The 18,145-nt window shown below is 71.7% G+C and carries 14 protein-coding genes and 1 pseudogene; 7 read left to right on the forward strand and 8 right to left on the reverse strand.

The features are described from left to right. The first annotated feature begins 141 nt into the window (after positions 1-141). Complete coding sequence (locus ABZ842_RS03695; protein ID WP_361531017.1) at positions 142-1,755, forward strand: class I adenylate-forming enzyme family protein; 1,614 nt, start codon at positions 142-144, stop codon at positions 1,753-1,755. Between the two features lie 28 nt (positions 1,756-1,783). Here ABZ842_RS03695 and ABZ842_RS03700 read toward each other — a convergent pair whose 3' ends face one another. Next, positions 1,784-3,214 (reverse strand): M6 family metalloprotease domain-containing protein, encoded by a 1,431-nt coding sequence (locus ABZ842_RS03700; RefSeq protein WP_361531020.1) that lies wholly within the window; start codon positions 3,212-3,214, stop codon positions 1,784-1,786. A gap of 492 nt (positions 3,215-3,706) precedes the next feature. Between ABZ842_RS03700 and ABZ842_RS03705 the strand changes: the two genes are divergently transcribed. Further along, positions 3,707-4,297: a helix-turn-helix domain-containing protein gene (locus tag ABZ842_RS03705; protein ID WP_361531784.1), complete on the forward strand. Its 591-nt coding sequence runs from the start codon at positions 3,707-3,709 to the stop codon at positions 4,295-4,297. A gap of 294 nt (positions 4,298-4,591) precedes the next feature. Further along, a complete protein-coding gene (locus ABZ842_RS03710) occupies positions 4,592-6,127 on the forward strand; it encodes an MFS transporter (RefSeq protein WP_361531023.1) in 1,536 nt (511 codons plus the stop codon). An 82-nt stretch (positions 6,128-6,209) separates the two neighbouring features. Here ABZ842_RS03710 and ABZ842_RS03715 read toward each other — a convergent pair whose 3' ends face one another. Continuing rightward, positions 6,210-6,743, reverse strand: coding sequence for a MarR family transcriptional regulator (locus ABZ842_RS03715; RefSeq protein ID WP_361531026.1), 534 nt, complete (start codon positions 6,741-6,743; stop codon positions 6,210-6,212). A gap of 157 nt (positions 6,744-6,900) precedes the next feature. Between ABZ842_RS03715 and ABZ842_RS03720 the strand changes: the two genes are divergently transcribed. Beyond that, positions 6,901-7,656 carry a class III extradiol ring-cleavage dioxygenase gene (locus ABZ842_RS03720; protein WP_361531787.1) on the forward strand — a complete coding sequence of 252 codons (756 nt, stop codon included), beginning with the start codon at positions 6,901-6,903 and terminating at the stop codon, positions 7,654-7,656. A gap of 86 nt (positions 7,657-7,742) precedes the next feature. Here the strand turns inward: ABZ842_RS03720 and ABZ842_RS03725 are convergent, their stop codons facing one another. Beyond that, positions 7,743-8,300, reverse strand: a complete 558-nt coding sequence (locus ABZ842_RS03725; protein ID WP_361531029.1) for an N-acetyltransferase family protein — start codon at positions 8,298-8,300, stop codon at positions 7,743-7,745. Between the two features lie 148 nt (positions 8,301-8,448). On the opposite strand from ABZ842_RS03725, the gene ABZ842_RS03730 reads away from it, so the two are divergent. Further along, on the forward strand, positions 8,449-9,450 hold the full coding sequence (locus ABZ842_RS03730; RefSeq protein ID WP_361531032.1) for a sigma-70 family RNA polymerase sigma factor: 1,002 nt from the start codon (positions 8,449-8,451) through the stop codon (positions 9,448-9,450). A gap of 305 nt (positions 9,451-9,755) precedes the next feature. Continuing rightward, positions 9,756-12,446: pseudogene (locus ABZ842_RS03735) on the forward strand (Tn3 family transposase). A gap of 77 nt (positions 12,447-12,523) precedes the next feature. Here the strand turns inward: ABZ842_RS03735 and ABZ842_RS03740 are convergent. The 4 genes from ABZ842_RS03740 to ABZ842_RS03755 all read right to left on the reverse strand — a co-directional run bounded on the left by ABZ842_RS03740 (position 12,524) and on the right by ABZ842_RS03755 (position 15,298). Next, positions 12,524-13,102, reverse strand: a complete 579-nt coding sequence (locus tag ABZ842_RS03740; protein WP_361531035.1) for a PASTA domain-containing protein — start codon at positions 13,100-13,102, stop codon at positions 12,524-12,526. Beyond that, the gene (locus tag ABZ842_RS03745; RefSeq protein WP_361531038.1) at positions 13,099-13,647 is read right to left on the reverse strand and encodes a SigE family RNA polymerase sigma factor; all 549 of its coding nucleotides are present in this window, start codon (positions 13,645-13,647) and stop codon (positions 13,099-13,101) included. Before ABZ842_RS03745 ends, ABZ842_RS03740 begins: the two co-directional genes overlap by 4 nt. A gap of 95 nt (positions 13,648-13,742) precedes the next feature. Beyond that, a complete protein-coding gene (locus ABZ842_RS03750) occupies positions 13,743-14,219 on the reverse strand; it encodes a hypothetical protein (RefSeq protein WP_361531041.1) in 477 nt (158 codons plus the stop codon). Positions 14,220-14,326: 107 nt separating this feature from the next. Continuing rightward, positions 14,327-15,298 (reverse strand): transcriptional regulator, encoded by a 972-nt coding sequence (locus ABZ842_RS03755; protein WP_361531044.1) that lies wholly within the window; start codon positions 15,296-15,298, stop codon positions 14,327-14,329. Between the two features lie 131 nt (positions 15,299-15,429). On the opposite strand from ABZ842_RS03755, the gene ABZ842_RS03760 reads away from it, so the two are divergent. Then, positions 15,430-17,034 (forward strand): MFS transporter, encoded by a 1,605-nt coding sequence (locus ABZ842_RS03760; protein ID WP_361531047.1) that lies wholly within the window; start codon positions 15,430-15,432, stop codon positions 17,032-17,034. 120 nt (positions 17,035-17,154) lie between these two features. On the opposite strand, the gene ABZ842_RS03765 is transcribed toward ABZ842_RS03760, so the two are convergent. Next, on the reverse strand, positions 17,155-18,141 hold the full coding sequence (locus tag ABZ842_RS03765; protein ID WP_361531050.1) for a DUF6227 family protein: 987 nt from the start codon (positions 18,139-18,141) through the stop codon (positions 17,155-17,157). Between the last annotated feature and the right edge of the window lie 4 nt (positions 18,142-18,145).

Here is an 18,145-nt window from a genome sequence, read left to right on the forward strand (position 1 = left end):
AGTGTAGCGGGTGGGCACCGCCGGGCAGAGGCAGTTGATCAGGGTCCGCCGTTGCGGCCCGGCAGGGTGTCTTGACGGTGGGGGCGGGGGGTCCTAGCGTCGCCGGCTGGTGAGGGTCGGTGCTGGTGGGAGGGGTGTGTCGTGGGGGATGGGTTGACCAGGGGCGGGGCGCCGTTTGAGGTGGGGCGGGGGGAAGACGGGGGGCTGGCCTATGTCGGTGGGGTGCGGACGCTCGTGGAGTTCGTGGAGGCCACCTGGGCGTACGGGGACCGGGTCTTCCTCGTGGGGGAGCGGGGGACGTACACGTACCGGGAGTTCTTCGCCGCTGCCAGTGCGCTAGCGCGGCGCCTCGTCGACGAGTACGGGGTGCGGCCCGGTGAGCGCGTCGGGATCGTCATGCGGAATTGTCCGGAGTGGGTGGTCGGCTTCTGGGGGGTGCAGCTCGCGGGGCTCGTGGCCGTGCCGCTGAATGGTTGGTGGACCGAGGGGGAGCTGGCGTACGCGCTCGACGACTGCGGGCCCGCCGTGCTGCTCGTCGACGGGGAGCGGCTGGGGCGGGTGCGGGGGTGGGCCGGGGCCCATGGGGCGCGTGTGGTGGTGTTTCACGGGGGCGCCGAAGAAGTCGGGATCGAGCGGTACGAGGACTGGGACGCGCCCGATCCGTACGGGGCGCCGCCCGCCGTGGAGGTACGGGCCGAGGACGACGCCACCATCATCTATACGTCGGGTACGTCGGGCCGGCCCAAGGGAGCCGTGGCCACGCAGTTCGCGCAGGTGGGGGCGGCGGTGCACGCGAGGTACCAGGCCGCTGCCGCCGCGTTGGCGCGCGGTGGGGTGCCGGGGGTCGGGCCCGCGCCCGTTGCGCTGATGACGTTTCCCCTCTTCCACATCGCCGCCTTCACCACCATGTACCCGGTGATGGCCGCAGGCGGCACGCTCGTACTGATGCGCAAGTGGGACGCGGCGCAGGCGGTGCGGCTGATCGACGAGCACCGGGCCACTCACTTCTCCGGGGTGCCGACGACCGCGCTGGAGCTCCTGGACGCGGCCGGGCGCGCCGGCAGCGAGCTCGCGTCGTTGACCAACCTCAGCACCGGTGGTGCCGCGGCGCCGCCCGAGCTGGTGGCGCGACTGACCGCGCGGTACGGGACGCGGATCGAACCGCGTACGGGATACGGACTGACCGAGACCTCCGGCGGCGTACTGGCGAACTTCGGGGCCGCCTACCGCGCCGACCCGCTGGCCGTGGGGCTGCCCGCGCCCGCCGTCGAGGTGCGGATCGACGAGGGCGGTGAGCTGTTGTTGCGCGGGCAGTCGCTCGTACGCGGTTACTGGCGGGACGCGGAGGCGACCGCCGCCGCCTTCACCCCGGACGGGTGGCTGCGCACCGGGGACCTCGCCGTCGAGGTGGACGGGCGGATCCGGATCGTCGACCGGATCAAGGACGTGGTGATCAGGGGCGGGGAGAACGTGTACGGCGTCGAGGTCGAGGCCGTGCTCCACGAGCACCCGGCGGTCGCCGACGCCGCGGTCGTCGGCGTACCGCACCCCGTGCTGGGGGAGGAGGTCGCGGCGGTGGTGCAGGTGAGGGCCGGGGCCGTGGTGGACGGGGAGGAGCTGCGGGAGCACGTACGGGGCAGGCTCGCCGCGTTCAAGGTGCCCGCGCACGTCGTCTTCGGGGAGGTGCCCCGCAGCTCCACCGGGAAGATCCTCAAGCGGGAGCTGCGAGGAAGCGTCCAGCAGCAGGTCCCGTAGCAGGTCCAGCAGCAGGTCCACCGGCAGGTCACGAGCGGGTGATCCGCACCGTGTAGACGTCCTGCTCCTCCGACACCACCGCGATCTCCACCCCGTTCGCCTCGTCCGTGAACTTCTGCCCCGGCCGGTACGGCGCGTCCGAGAGTTCGGCGTGCACGTTGGGGCGCCGGGTGCAGCCGCCGCTGTCCGCGCTGCTGTCGGAGACCTTCACCGGGCCGTTGCCGGTGTCGACGTTCGACCGCACCCGGTAGATGAGGACGCCGGGGCGGCACACGGCCTCGTCGTTGCCCGCCCGGGTGCGCACCTCGACGGCGTAACCGGTGTCGGCGGAGACCGGTACGAACGTCATCTTCGCGCCGCCGGCCGTGGCGAGCGGGGTGAGGGCGTACTCGGCGCTGCCGGAGGCCGATGCGCAGTGGATCTGTTCGGGGTCGAGCCAGCCGAGCTTCCACTTGTGCCAGCCGAGCATGTCGTTGTTGGCCCCCCAGTCCTCGGACATGATGTCCCAGTGGCCGACCTCGGCCCCGCCGTCCGCGGTGTAGAGGTCGGGCAGGCCGAACACGTGGCCGTTCTCGTGCGGCAGGACCCGGTATCCGGTCTCGGCGTACGAGCCGGACCCGTCGTCCTGGCGGCTGTAGACGAAGGACGCGTTGGCGAGCGGCACGCCGTCGGCGACGGGTGCGTCGGTGTTGCCGGAGAAGGTCACGGAGAGCACGGTGTCCAGCGCCGAGGGGCCGGCGTTGGGCGTCACCAATATGTTGACCAGGTCGTACTCGCTGAAGTCGACCTTCGGATCGGCGACCGTCACCACGTCCTCGACCAGCTTGCGGTAGGCCGGGTCGTACGGTGCGCCGCGCTCTATGCCGTACGAGGTGAACGGCATCGGCATCCGCAGCCAGCCCTTCACCGGGGTCTTCGCGAGGTAGTCGAGCCGGCCGTACGAACTGGTCCGGAACCATTCGGCGGTCTGCGGGAAGAACTCCCCGAGCCGGTCCGCGGCTTCGCCCGGGCCGACCGCGTCGGGGAAGTCGATCAGCAGGTTGAGGGCGCGGACCTCGCCGGTGGAGGGGGAGTAGCCGGGCGGGGTCGGCAGGCCCTCGGACATCTGGACGCCGAGCGGGGCGGGGAGGCGGCAGGGGCCGAGGCCGGTCGCGTCGGGGGTGCCGGCGGCGGGGCCGGTGGACGCCCGGGTGGGGAGGGTGAGGGTGCTGCTCGCGGTGGTGAGCGCGGCGAGGGAGACGGCGGCGAGGGCGGCCAGGCTGCCGATGCGGCGGGTGCGGCGGTGCCTCTGGTGTCCCTGGTGCCCCTGGTGCTCGCCGTCGGTGCTGGGTGCGAGGTGCGTCCCGCGCCCGCGGTCGAACGTGGCGCGGAAGATGCCCGGGGCGCCGGCTATCCGATCGGCCCGGCGTATCCGGTGGGACCGCTGTGACCGGCGTGCCCGGTGGCGCGCGTGCAGCATGCAACCGCCTTCGGCTGAGGTCGGCAGCCGGCCGGATTCCGACTGCTCCGTGTGCGTTCAGCCTCTGGTGGGCGGGGTCGGGGCGCGCGCGGAGCGGGGCCGTTCGTGTGACGCGGTGGACACGGAGAGAAGTCCGTACGGGTGTGGCACACGTCACGTTAGATCGGGGAAATAAGCGGGGGGCGACTCCCCGTTTGCACCTGTGTTCCGCGAAGTGGGGATGGATTCCCCGCTTTGTGACGGACATGACAGAGAACGTACGGAGGAGGGAGCGGGGCCGTGATCCCAGCCGCCAGGGCCGTCGGTACGGGCGTCGCCGCCGCGGACGCCGTCGGGGCGGACATCGCCGCGGCGGGCGCTCGGGAGCCGGGCGTCGTCCAGGCGGGCATCGCCGGCGCGCCGAGTGCTGAAAGGGCGGGCGTCGAAGGCTCCGGCGTCACGGAGTGCGCGCACGCCGTCGGTCGACGCACCCCGCGCCCCCGCGCCGACGCCCTGCGCAACCGCGAGCGGATCATCCGGGCCGCCCGCGAACTGGTCGTGGCGTACGGACCCGACGTACCGCTCGACGAGATCGCGCGCCGCGCCGGCGTCGGCAACGCCACGCTGTACCGCCACTTCCCCGACCGCGCCGACCTCCTCCACGAAGTGGTCGTCTTCGTCCTGGACCGGATGTACGAGCAGGCGGAGCGGGCCCAGGCCGAGGAGGCGGACCCCTTCGACGCCGTGCGCCGCTTCGCGCACCGGGCGGCCGAGGAGCGCACGGGGGCGCTGTGTCCGGTCGTCTCCGCCACCTTCGACCGGGAGCACCCGGACCTCGTGAGCCGACGGACCAAGCTCGAAGGCGCCGTGGAGGCGCTGATCGAGCGGGCCCAGGCGGCGGGCCGGATGCGGGCGGACGTGGGCGTGGGGGACCTGATGGTCGTCGTGTCGCTGCTCACCCGCCCCCTGCCGGGCACGGTCTGCGTCGACAACGACCGTTTCGTCCACCGCCATCTCCAGCTGTTCCTGGACGGTCTCGAAGCGCCCGCGCGCTCCGAGCTGTCGGGGCGGGCGATCACCCTGGAGGACCTGCGCAACCACTGAGCCACCGACCCACCCCAGAGACCAGAACCAAAGACCACAGACTGAAGACCAGAGACCCCGGAAGCACCCAGAGAACCTCCGGAGCACTGACGGCGGAGTACGGCTGACGACGATTCGCTGACCGTCCGTACGTCACCGACGAAGCGACCGCAGGGACGGCCGAGCCAGCTCGACCAGGCCCCTCAGGCCGTCTCGTACCACTGTGAGCCGCCGGTTCCCTACCCCCTCACGCCCAAAAACCTGGCCCTGACCGGGCCCTGGACCGGCTCGATGCACCCCTAGGCGGACCCTTCCATGGCACAGACATCCCACGCCCTCCCGGACGCTTCGCGTCCTGATCCCCAGCGCTGGAAGGCGCTGATCTTCATCGCGCTCGCCCAGCTGATGGTGGTGCTGGACGCGACGATCGTGAACATCGCGCTGCCCACCGCCCAGGAGGACCTGGGCATATCCGACGGCAACCGCCAGTGGGTCATCACGGCCTACGCGCTCGCCTTCGGCGGACTGCTCCTCTTCGGCGGCCGGGTCGCCGACATGTGGGGCCGCAAGCGCGCCTTCGTCATTGGCCTCGCCGGCTTCGCCGCGGCCTCCGCACTCGGCGGTGCCGCCACGAACGAGGCGATGATGCTGGGCGCCCGCGCCCTCCAGGGCGTCTTCGGCGCGCTGCTCGCGCCCGCCGCGCTCTCGCTGCTCTCGGTGATGTTCACCGACGTCAAGGAGCGGGCCAAGGCGTTCGGCATCTACGGTGCGATCGCCGGTGGCGGCGGCGCCGTCGGCCTGCTGCTCGGCGGCTTCCTCACCGAGTACCTGAACTGGCGCTGGACGTTCTACGTCAACATCCCCTTCGCGATCGTCGCGGCCGTCGGCGCCTACCTGGTGATCCGCGAGTCCGACGCCGCCCGCAACCGCTCCGCGCTCGACTTCCCCGGCGTCGTCCTGTCCACCCTCGGCCTGGTGGCCCTGGTGTACGGCTTCGCGCGCGCCGAGCACTCCGGCTGGTCGGACGGCCTGACGATCGGCATGTTCGTCGCCGCCGTCGTGCTGCTGGCCGCCTTCGTGGTCACCGAGGCCAAGGTGAAGGCGCCGCTGTTGCCGCTGCGCGTGCTCACCGAGCGCAACCGCGGCGGTGTGTACCTCTCCCTCGGCCTCGCCGTCATCGGCATGTTCGGCCTGTTCCTCTTCCTGACCTTCTACCTCCAGCTCGTGAAGGGGTACTCGCCGGTCAAGACCGGTTTCGCCTTCATGCCGATGGTCATCGGCATGATCGTGGGCTCGACCCAGATCGGCACCCGACTGATGACCCGGGTCCCGGCCCGGATGCTCATGGGCCCCGGGTTCCTGGCGGCGGCGCTCGGCATGCTGATGCTGACGCAGCTCGACGTCGACAGCTCGTTCACCACCCTGATCCTGCCGGCGCAGCTGCTGCTGGGCCTCGGCATGGGCACGGCGTTCATGCCGGCGATGGCGCTGGCCACGACCGGCGTGGAGCCGACGGACGCGGGCGTGGCCTCCGCGATGGTCAACACCTCGCAGCAGGTCGGCGGTGCGATCGGTACGGCCCTGCTGAACACCATCGCCTCCTCGGCAACCACCTCGTTCATCGCCGACCGGGCGGCGGGCGCGACGAACCCGCAGCTCCTGGAGCTCCAGGGCATGGTGCACGGCTTCACGTCGGCGATCTGGTGGGCCGTCGGCATCCTGGTCGTCTCCGCGGCGATCGCGATCTTCATGATCAACGCGGGGCGTCCCGGGCCGGGCGCGCCGGGTGCCGCTTCGGGCGACGGCGCGGACGCCGGGGCGGAGGCGAGGGTCCCCGTCGTGATGCACTGATCCTGGTGGTGCACTGACCGTCGTGGTGCACTGACCGTCGTGGTGTGAAGGGGCCTTGCCGGATCGATCCGGCAAGGCCCCTTCAGCGCAGCCAGGGCAGGTCGGCTCCGGAGTCCTGCGGCTGCAGCCCCTCCGCGATCGTCCGCATGATCGCCCCGAGCTGGTCCACCTGCTCCGGCGTGAGCCGGTCGAACACGGCCTGGCGCACCGCCTCGACGTGCCCGGGCGCGGCGCCGCGCAGGACGTCGTAGCCCGCGTCCGTCAGTACGGCGTTCTGGCCCCGCTTGTCGGAGGGGCAGTCCTCGCGGCGCACCCAGCCGTAGTGCTCCAGCCGCGCCACGGCGTGCGAGAGCCGAGAGCGGGTGATCTTGGCGTCGATGGCCAGCTGGGTCATCCGCTTGCGGCGGTGCGGGGCCTGGGAGAGCTGGACCAGCAGGCCGTAGTAGATGTGCGGCATCCCGGCGTCGCGTTGCAGTTGGCGATCGAGGTGGTCGTCGAAGAGCCTGGTGGCGTGGAGGTACCAGCGCCATACGCGCTGCTCGTGGTCGCTGAGCCAACGCGGTTCGAGTCCGTCGCCGGCGCCTTTGCCGGACGCTGCCGTGGATGCCGTGTTCATGCTTCCACTGTACGTCCTTTTCTTGAAAGTTAAATTAAATCGGGCTAGGGTTCGAGAGTGAGCTTGAAGATTCAAGCGAAGGGATCTGTCCCGGATCGGAGTTCCCATGACCACCGCCCCCGCCGCGTCCCCTTCGGGAACGCCCTCGACGGAGCGCATGCCCGCCGTCTACCTCTCCCACGGTGCGCCCCCGCTCGCCGACGATCCGCTCTGGCCCGGCCAGCTCGCCTCCTGGGCCGGCGACCTGCCCCGCCCCAAGGCGGTCCTCGTGGTCTCCGCCCACTGGGAAGAGGCGCCGCTCGCGCTCGGAGCGACCCGGACCGTTCCCCTCGTCTATGACTTCTGGGGGTTTCCGCAGCGTTACTACGCGGTCCGGTACGCGGCGCCCGGCGCGCCCGAGCTCGCCGACTCCGTGCGCAAGCTGCTGCGCCGCGCCGGCACGCCGGTGCAGGACGTGCCGGACCGCGGCCTCGACCACGGCGCGTACGTACCGCTGGTGGAGATGTACCCGGACGCCGACGTCCCGGTGCTCCAGATCTCGCTGCCGACCCTCGAACCGCAGAAGCTGCTGGAGGTCGGCCGCAGGCTCGCGCCGCTGCGCGACGAGGGCGTGCTGATCGTGGGCAGCGGGTTCTTCACCCACAACCTCGCCGCGCTGCGGCACGACGGGGTCCCCGGCTGGTCCGTCGAGTTCGACGACTGGGGGCGGCGGGCGCTCGCCGCGGCCGACGTGGACGCGCTGCTGGACTTCGAGCACAAGGCCCCCGCCGGGCAGCTCGCCCACCCGCGCACCGAGCACTTCGCACCCCTCTTCGTCACTCTCGGTGCGTCCGAGGGCGAGCTGGAGCGCGGGCGCAGCGTGATCGACGGCTTCTGGATGGGGCTGGCGAAGCGCTCGGTGCAGTTCGGCTGAACGGTCGGGTGGTGCGGCTGAGCAGGCGGGGGCGCGCCTGTGGTGAGGCGGGGGCGCGCGCCCGTCATGAGGGCGCGGGCCCGTCGTTACGCGCCGCCGCCGCTATCGCCGGTGTCGTTGTCGAGCTGCTTCTCGTACCAGGTGATGTCCCAGTACCGGTCGAACTTCCGCCCCACCTCCCCGTACGTCCCGATCGGGCGGAAGCCGAAGCGGGCGTGCAGCCGCACGGACGCGTCGTTCGGCTGGGTGATCCCCGCGTACGCCCGGTGCACGTCTTCCTTTTCCAGCGCCTTGAAGAGCGCCGTGTACAGCGCCGTGCCGACGCCGCGGCCGGCCGCTTCGGGCGCGCAGTAGATGCTGACCTCGACGGAGGTCGAGTACGCCGCCTTGGGGCGCAGTGCGCTGCTCGTCACGTATCCGAGCAGCGTCCGCGTTGCGTCCCGAGCAACCAGAAGGCGGTGCGGGCCGTCTTCAGGGTGGGAGAGCAGCCACGGAAGTCGCTGCTCGGGGGTGAAGGGCTCGGTGTCGAAGGTGATCGGCGTCTCGACGACGTAGTGGTTGTAGAGCTCGGTCAGGTCCGCAAGATCGGCCTCGACCCCAGGGCTGACCAGCACTTCTGTACGTTCCCCGGTCGACTGACCCATCCATCCTCCTCGTGTGGCCGGACAGGGTACTGCAAGATCATAAAAAATGTCGCGCGGCATGGGAATTCTGTCCGGATTGCAATCGTTGTTTCCATCGGATGCAGGGCACCCGGAAGGGTGTCGCGACCTACTCAGCAAGGGAGCTCGCATGGCCACCCGTGCCGTCGCCCGTCGCCAGTCCGATAAGCAGGGGACCACCGACCGGGCCAGCAGTGTTCGCGCCGTGGGCGGGGAGATCGCCGACCGCGACCTGGTCGGCATGTACCTCGACGAGATCGCGCGTACGCCGCTGCTGGATGCCGCCAAGGAAGTGGAGCTGTCACAGACGATCGAGGCGGGGGTGTACGCCCGGCAGATCCTCGACGGCGACGTGGAGAGCGAAGCCGGGGGCGCCGCGCGCGAGGAGCTGGAGGCGCTGGCCGCCGACGGCGAGCGGGCGAAGGACGTCTTCATCAGGTCCAACCTCCGATTGGTGGTGGCCGTCGCCCGCCGCTATCCGCGCAGCGGACTGCCGCTGCTCGACCTGATCCAGGAAGGCAATGCCGGCCTGGTCCGCGCGGTGGAGAAGTTCGACTACGCCAAGGGATTCAAGTTCTCGACGTACGCGACGTGGTGGATCCGGCAGGCCATCACCCGCTCCATCGCCGACCAGTCCCGCACCATCCGGCTCCCCGTCCACCTGGTGGAGGAGCTGGGGCGGATCCGCCGCGTCCAGCGCGAGTTCAACCGGGAGAAGGGCCGCGAGCCCGAGGCCGTCGAGATCGCGCAGGAGCTGGGCTCCACCCCCGCGCGCGTGACCGACGTGCTCGACTGGGCCCGTGACCCCGTCAGCTTGAACATGGCGGTGGACGACGCCGGCGAGACCCAGTTCGGCGACCTCCTGGAGGACACCTCCGCGGTCTCCCCCGAGCAGTCCGTGCTGACGCTGCTGCGCAGTGAGGGCCTGGACGATCTGATCGGCCAGCTCGACCAGCGCACCGCGTCCATCATCCGCATGCGGTACGGCATCGTGGACGGCCGTGAGCGCACGCTCACCGAGGTCGGCAAGGAGCACGGACTGACCCGCGAGCGGATCCGGCAGATCGAGAAGCACGCGCTGCTGGAGCTGAAGCGGATGGCGAGGGACACCGGCTTCGACGAAGCCGCGTGAGCCCCCTGGGCGCCTCCGTCAAGGAGCGTCCACCCCGAGCGGACCCCGAGGCCCACCCCCCCCCGGCCTCGGGGTCCTTCCTTTTCCCGGTCCCGTCTTGGACCTGTGGGATCCCGTCCTGGTCTTACTCGGTCGTGAGTAGCAGCGGTACAGCGGTTAGCGCCAAGCCTCCGGGGCAGGTCAGCGGCCGTGTTTGGGCTGAGGGTGATCACGCTCGGGGGCCCGATATCACGGAAGGGATCTTCCGCGCAGGGGTTCGAGTGACGGCTAACTGAGCCAGCGGCGGCCCGGCTACCCTCCGGCCCGTGCCGGTTGAGTTCTTAACTGATGATCAGGCCGCGTCCTACGGCTCCTTCAATGAGGTGCCGACCCACCCTGAGCTGGAGCGATTCTTCTTCCTCGATGACGAGGACCGCCTGCTGATCGCGAAACGGCGCGGGGACCACAACCGCCTCGGCTTCGCCCTGCAGATCTGCACCGTCCGGTACGTGGGGCTGTTCCTGGCGGACCCGCTGGACGTGCCGTGGGCGGTGGTGGACTACCTGGCCGAGCAGCTGGGCGTCGAGGACGCCTCGTGCGTGAAGCGGTACACCGAGCGGCAGATGACGCCGTACGAGCACGCCTGGGAGATCCGGGACGACTACGGCTACCGGGACTTCGAGGACGCGGGGTGGGGCCGGCGGTTCCGCACCTTCCTGCATGGCCGGGCCTGGACGCACGCCGAGGGGCCGGTGGCGCTGTTCGACCACGCGGTGGCGTGGCTGCGCCGGCACCGGGTGCTGCTGCCGGGCGTCTCGGTGCTGGCCCGGCAGGTGTCGGAGGTGCGGGCGGTGGCGGAGAAGCGGCTGCACGCCACGGTGGCCCGGGCCGCGCACCGCGCGGACGCCGCGCTGCCGGGGGAGCTGGTGCGGCTGCTGGAGGTGCCTGACGGCGCCCGGGTCTGCGAGCTGGAGCGGCTGCGCCGGCCGCCGACCCGCACGACCGGCACCGCGATGGCGCGGGCGCTGGACCGGGTGAACGAGATCTCGGCGTTCCAGCTGGGCCGGGTGAACCTGACCCGGGTGCCGGTGAACCGGCTGACCACCCTGGCCCGGTACGGGCTCGCCTCGAAGGCCCAGATGCTGGAGCGGTCGGCGGAGCCGAAGCGCACCGCGCTGCTGACCGCGGTGGTCCGCAGCCTGGAGGCGGCGGCGATCGACGACGCGCTGGACCTGTTCGCGCTGCTGATGGCCACCCGGCTGATCAACCCGGCCCGGCGGGTCTCCGACCGGGAGCGGCTGGTGATGTTGCCGCACCTGGAGAAGGCGTCGCGCACGGTGGCGAAGGCGGCCCGGGTGCTGATCCGCGAGCTGGAGCTGACCGACGAGGTCGAGGCGGATCTGGATGTGGCGGCGCTGCGGCGGGCACTGGAGGAGGTCGTCTCGCGGGCCGCGGTGAACAGCGCGGTGCGGGTGGTCGAGCAGCTGGTGCCCGAGGACGACGACTCGGCGGAGATCGCGCTGCGCCAGCAGCTGACCGGCCGGTACAACACGGTGCGCCCGTTCCTCGCGCTGCTGGGCGACAGCGACGCGCTCGGGGCCGCGCAGGGCGGGCGCCGCGTGCTGAAGGCGGTGCGGCGGCTGCCGGTGCTGGCCCGGCGCAAGGTGGCCCAGCGCCCGCTGCTGCCCAAGGAGATCGACGCCGAGCTGGTGCCGCCGGCCTGGCGCAAGGCGGTGTACTCCAACACCGCGCCGCCCGAGGGCGCGGTCGACCGTGACGCCTACGTGGTGTGCGTGCTGGAGCAGCTGCACCGCGCGCTGACCCGGCGCGACGTCTTCGCCGCGCCGTCGAACCGCTGGTCCGACCCTCGGGCGCGGCTGCTGGACGGCGCCCGGTGGGGGGGCGGTGCGCGAGGACGTGCTGGCCGGCCTGAGCCTGACCGAGCCGGTGGACGAGCACCTGGACGGGCTGACCTGCGGGCTGGACACGGCGTGGCGGCAGATGGCGGCCCGGCTGGAGGAGGCGGGCCCGGCGGCGAAGGTGGAGATCGTGGTGCCGCCGGAGGGCGGGCGAGCCCGGCTGAGCGTGGACAAGCTCGGCGCGCTCGGCGAGAGCCGGTCGCTGAACTGGCTGCGCAAGACCACGCTGGCGATGCTGCCGCGCATCGACCCGGCACCCCGCGCGACTCCCTGTTCATCCTGGACACCCTGCTGAACCTGGACGGCGGGGTGCGCCCGGAGATGGTGGCGACCGACAACGCCTCGTACTCCGACATGGTCTTCGGGATCTTCAAGATGCTCGGCTTCCGCTTCGCGCCGCGCTTCCGCGACCTGGCCGACCAGCGGTTCTGGCGCGCCGACATCCCCGGCGAGCAACCGGCCAGCGGCTACGGGCCGCTGGAGGCCATCGCCCGCAACAAGGTGAACCTCAAGAAGATCCGCGAGCAGTGGCCCGACATGCTGCGGGTGGCCGGGTCGCTGATCACCAACCAGGTCCGCGCCTACGACCTGCTGCGGATGTTCGGCCGCGAAGGCCACCCCACCCCGCTGGGGCAGGCGTTCGCCGAGTACGGCCGGATCGAGAAGACCTTCCACCTCTTCGACCTGGTCGACCCGGTGGACGACACCTACCGGCGCCGGATGAACCGCCAGCTCACCGTGCAGGAGTCCCGCCACACCCTGGCCCGCGCGATCTGCCACGGCAAGCGCGGCCACATCCAGCAGGCCTACAAGGACGGCCAGGAGGACCAGTTGGCCAGCCTCGGACTGGTCCTCAATGCCGTGGTGCTGTGGAACACCCGCTACCTCGACGCCGCCGTCGAGCAGCTGCGGGCGCTGCCCGCCGACCAGCGCGAGCACGACGTCCTGGACGAGGACGTCGCCCGCCTGTCCCCGCTCAAGGCCGGCCACCTGAACGTCCTGGGCCGGTACGCCTTCACCCCCTCCCAGCCCGAAGGCGCTCTGCGTCCGCTGCGCGACCCGGACGCGGTGGACGACGACGACCAGGACGACGAGTAGCTCCGGCGGCCCAACCGCGAGGAACGGGCGGGCTGGGGCGTCGTTGAGCCGGTGCGCGGGCCGAAGGGCCCGGTCGCTCAGGTTCTGCCGGGTTTGCCCGTCGAGACCAGCAGGAGGACGGACGAGCCCGGTGCCACCGGTTCTGCGCCGCCCCGGGGGTCACTGCTGATCACCTGCCCGGCGGGAGCGTTCCAGTCCGTGTGCCGCATGATCGTGCAGCTCAGTCCGAGTCCGCGCAGCAGGCTTCCGGCCTGTTCGACCGGCATGCCGGCCAGGTCCGGCAGCGCGATGCCCGCTCCCGCGGTCTGCTCCTGCTCCTGTGTCGGAGTCGCATCGGCGCTTCCGCTCTTGGGGGTGCCGGTGGCGAGCGGGGTGCACGCCCCGTTCGCCGGCGGGGACAGGGACGGGGAGGCGCCGGGCGCGGGCGGCACGGGCTTCAGCGCGAAGAACCCCACCGTGGCGCCCGCCAGCACGCAGCACGCCGCAGCGGTGCCGAGGAGCGCCCGGCGGGTGCGGCTGCGGCTGACGACTCGCTCGATCGCAGCCGCGTCGACGACCGGCGCCGTCGGCCCGTCGGCGAAGGCGGCCACCGCGGCACGCAGCTCGGCTTCGAGGTCCGGCTCGAACGGGGCGGGTCCGGACGACGTGTTCCTCACTTCGTACCTCCGAAAGCGGCCGACGGGGTGTGCGGCGCCTGGGCACCCGATACGGAATCGCGCAGCTTGGCCAGGCCGCGGGCGAGCTGGGACCTCACCGCACTCGAAGAGATGTCCAGGACGCCGGCGATCTGTCGGGCGTCCAGATCGTGCAGGTAGTACAGGACCACCACGCTGCGCATGCCCATCGGCAGCCCGAGCAGTGCCTCGATCAGTTCCGCGCGCAGATCCACCTGCCCGAACCGGTCCCGGGGGTCGGCCGTCTCGGGCACCCCCGACAGCCCGGGGCGCTCGCCCAGGCGCGACAGCCGCCGCCAGCGGTCGTTGGCAAGGTTGACCAGCACTTTGCGCACGTACGCCTCCGGCGAGTCCGCCACCTCGACCTTCCGCCAGTGTCGGCATGCCCGCTCCAGCGCCTCCTGCACCAGATCCTCGGCCACGTGCACGTCACCGGTCAGCGCATACGCGGTGCGGAACAACGCTCCCGACCGCTGTGCGACGAACTCCGTGAATCCGTTGCCCGGACCGCTCCTGCGAAACCTCACCCGCCGACCTCCTCTCCTCGTCCCGTCCCGATCACTGCCCCCATGACGGCGGAACGGGGCCGGGTGCTGCACCGAGCCGCCGGCAGTGACGTGAATCACAGCTGGGACGGAAGGGTGTCCCAGGACCTCGCGCCGCTGCCGCCCGGGGTGGGGGTGGGGGCCCGGCGTCCCGCGCGGGCGGACGCGACGCCGCTCTCGACCTCGGCGAGTTCGCCCCCGCCGGCCCCGTCCTGCGGGTCATCCCCGGCGGCCGGGACAACCGGCCCGGGTCGGCAGGGTAACGGCCGGCCGTCGCCTTCGCCGTGCTCTCGGAGCCACTCGGCGACATCGTGCACCTCGTGCACCCGGCGCCCGGTGACTTCCTCGTGCAGGTCCATGTCCTCGGTGTCGAGGGCGATCAGGATCGCGGTGCCGCGCAGGGCGGAGGCGACGTTCAGCAGGTCCTCGTCGCGGTAGTCCTGCATCCGCCAGCCGAGATCGCCCATCCGCTCGACCAGCAGCCGCAGGCCGCCCGCGGCTGCCACGGCCTGGCGGGCGAGAGCGGCAAGCTCGGCGTTCCGGTCCTCAGCCACACCTCCAGCGTGCGCCCGTTCTGGCCGGGCCGCCCCCGGCAGCGGAGATCATTCCTTAGCGCTAACCGCTGTACCGCTGCTACTCGCGACCGTTACTGAAGGGGGCATCAGGTCGGGGGCGGCACAGAGCGGGCCAGCCGGGCGCCGAGTTCGCTGACGTACGAGACGAGGGCGCCCGGTCCGCGCACGGTGAACTCGCAGTCCACCAGCGCCAGCCGCAGCGCCAGCCACTCGACGGAGTCCTGCGAGCGGGTGCGCAGCCGGCAACTGTCGTCACCGGTGGCGACCGGCGTGCCGAGGTACGAGGGCAGCCGCGCCGCCACGAAGGAGGCGGGCGCCGCGAAGTCCACGTCGACGTCGTACTCCTGGTTGCCCGCACGCGACATCGTCGACTTCAGCAACTCCGCGCCGCTGTCCGCCGCCAACTCCCTCGGCGTGAAGCGCGCCCCGGTCGCGAACGGCTCGGACACCCGGTCCACCCGGAACGTCCGCCAGTCCTCCCGCTCCAGGTCGTAGGCCACCAGGTACCAGCGCCAGCCCGTCGACACCAGCCGGTGCGGCTCCACGAGACGGTTCGTCTCGGTGCCGTCGCCGGCGCGGTAGCCGAAGCGCAGCCGCTCCCGTCCGCTCGCGGCGCCCGCGATCGCGGTGAGCGTGCGCGGATCGATGCTCGCGCCGTCACCCCTGGCCAGCGGGATGGTCGCGGCCTGCAAGGTGGTCACCCGGTGCCGCAGCCGGGACGGCAGCACCTGTTCCAGCTTCGCCAGGGCCCGTACGGAAGCCTCCTCCATGCCTTCGATGGCGTGCCCCGCCCCGGCGCGCAGGCCGACCGCGATGGCCACGGCCTCCTCGTCGTCCAGGAGGAGCGGGGGCATCGCGCTGCCGGCGACCAGGCGGTAGCCGCCGACCGCGCCGCGGCTCGCCTCGACCGGATAGCCCAGGTCACGCAGCCGGTCGATGTCCCGGCGGATGGTGCGCGGGCTGACGTTCAGGCGCTCGGCCAGCTCGCTGCCCGGCCACTCGCGCGGAGTCTGGAGCAGGGAGAGCAGATTCAGGAGTCGTGCCGGAGTGTCCGTCATGCCTCCAGGATGACGGGCAACTAGGCCGTGTTCTGACCTATACGAAACCTAACGTTCGGCTCATGACCTCACAGCAATCCGTGTCGTCCGCCACAGCCACGGGGAACGCACCAGCACCAGCGCCAGCACCGATGTCAGGAACAGCACCAGCAGCCGCCACAGCAGAGCAATCCGACCGACGCCGCTGGATCGCCCTGGCGATCGTGATGACCGCCGCCTTCATGGACCTGGTCGACGTCACGATCGTCAACATCGCCATCCCCAGCATCGAACGGACCCTGGACGCCTCCTTCGGCTCCATCCAGTGGATCACCGCGGGCTATGCGCTCGCCTTCGCCGCCGGCCTGATCACCGGCGGCAGGCTCGGCGACATCTACGGCCGCAAGCGGCTCTTCCTCATCGGCATCGGCGGCTTCACGGTCGCCTCCGCGCTGTGCGGCTTCGCCGCCAGCCCGGAGATGCTGGTCGCGTCCCGACTGATCCAGGGCGCGACGGCCGCGCTGATGGTGCCCCAGGTGCTGGCGATCGTGCACGCCACCTTCCCGGCGCACGAACGCGGCAAGGTCTTCGGCCTCTTCGGTGCCGTCGTCGGACTCGGCGCCGTCTCCGGCCCGCTGGTGGGGGCCCTGCTGACGGAGTGGAACCTCTTCGGGCTCGAATGGCGGCCGATCTTCCTGATCAACCTTCCGGTGGGCATCGCGGGGCTGATCCTGGGCCGCAAGTACATCACCGAGTCCCGCGCCCCCAAGGCGCTCCGGCTCGACCTGGTCGGCGTCGTCCTCGTCACCGGCGCGATGCTGATGCTGGTCTATCCGCTGACGCGGGGCCGGGAGCTCGACTGGCCCGTGTGGGGCTACGTGTGCATGGCCGGCAGCCTCGTCGTGTTCGGCGCGCTCGTCGCGTACGAGCGGTACAAGGCCCGCAAGGACGGCTCCCCGCTGATCGAGCTGTCCCTGTTCTCGGTGAAGTCCTTCGCCGCCGGCATCGCGGTGCAACTGGTCTTCGGGGTCGCGCTGGGCGTCTTCTTCCTGGTCTGGACGCTCTACATGCAGATGGGCCTCGGCTGGGGCCCGCTGCGCGCCGGGCTGACGGGGGTGCCGTTCTCGATCGCCGTCTCGTTCGCGGCCGGCGTCTCCGTGCAGAAGCTGGTGCCGCTGTTCGGCCGCAAGGTCCTCCAGGCCGGTGCGCTGGCGATGATCGCCGGACTGCTGCTCTACATCTGGGCGGCCGGGCACTACGGCACCGGGATCGAGCCCTGGCAGATGGCGGGGCCGCTGGCCGTGATGGGCGTGGGCATGGGGCTGATCGTGGCGCCGCTGACGGACGCGGTGCTCTCCGGGGTGCCGCGCGAGCACGCGGGTTCGGCGTCCGGACTGATCACCACCGTGCAACAGATGGGTACGGCGCTGGGTCTTGCGCTGGTGTCCGTGGTCTTCTTCGGCACGATGGACGAGGAACGGCTCGCCGCGAGCGAGGTCGGCCCGGCCTTCACCGACGCCTTCCGCAACTCCCTCTGGTACGTCGTCGCCGTCCTCGCCGTCATCTTCCTGGTGATGTTCGCGCTGCCGGCCCGGCCGCGGCAGCACCTGGAGGGCGCGCCGACCGAGACGGCGGACTCGGGAACGTCGCAGGTAGAAGTGCCTGTGGAGAAGCAGAAGCAGGCGCAGGAAGAGGTGCAGGAAGAGAGGCAGGAAGAGGTGCAGGCAGCCGCGCAGGAAGTCACGTTGGCGCGCTGAGGTCGTTCTTCACTGCTGTGTGTCGTACGCGGGTCCCGGGGCTGCACCCGGGGCCCGCGTACGTGCAGCGGTACGCGTGCGCGCAACGCGAACCTGCGCCGCGCGACGCGCATCAGTACGTCAGAGGCCGGCCCGTGGGACGGAACGGCCCCGTCCGCGCGCCTCCATCGCCTCCCGCGCCGCGCTCTCCGACTCGTACACCTCGCACATGTGGCGGCCGTCGGGCGTCGCCGTGTGCTCGACCTCCCACAGGGAGATCTCCGCGCCGTCGAGCAGCAGGAACGCGTGCTCGTAGAGGGTGAAGCCGGCTTCGCGCTCGCCGACGCGGCAGTGCCGGCCGAAGACCTGCGTGATGTGGTGGGCGAAGGCGGTGCGCAGCAGATCGGCGGTGCGGGTGCCGGGACGGTCGCCGTTCTCCGCGCGGCGCAGCACGCGACGGGCGTGGTCGGCGGAATTGTCCGGGACGTACATCCGGGGGAGCGGAGCCGGCGGCGCGGCGATCAGCCGGGCCAACAACTCGGCGTCCGCCTCCATGTGGGTCGCGGGGGAGGCGGGGTACTCAGAGGGGGCGAAGGGCGCCACGGGCGCGGCAGGGGAGTGCGACCCCACGTCGGCGGGGCCGAGGGCGCCCCGGTCGGCCGGGTCCGCAGCACCGTCGGCGCTGCCGGCGCCGTCCCCTTCCCGAGCGGTCCCGGAACGGCCCGGCGCCGCGTCGGCCGGGGGCGTGCGGCCCTGGTGCTCCCACGGGCCGTCCGTCGTGGCGTACCCGCTCGTGTCGCCGAAGCCCGGGAAGCCCGCGGGCAGTCGGGACGCCGCCAGCCGGACCTCGGACTCGTCCGCGTACACCTCGTGCTGTTCGGCGCCGTCGGGGCCGGAGTTGTGGACGAGCTCCCACAGGACGACGGAGCTGCCGTCGCTCAGCAGATACGCATGGCGGTACGTGGCGCGGTCGAGCTGTGCGCTGTGGTGCGAGGAGTGCAGCGAACTCGCGTGCGCCAACGCCGAGCCCAGTCTCTCGACGGTGGCATCGGGCAGGTCGAAGGAGTTGAGCGCCCGACCCAAGAGTCGCGAGAGATGTGTCTCGGTGGTCTCATACGGATCGTTCAAGATG

Source organism: Streptomyces sp. NPDC047315, assembly GCF_040643215.1.
Taxonomy (GTDB): Bacteria; Actinomycetota; Actinomycetes; order Streptomycetales; family Streptomycetaceae; genus Streptomyces.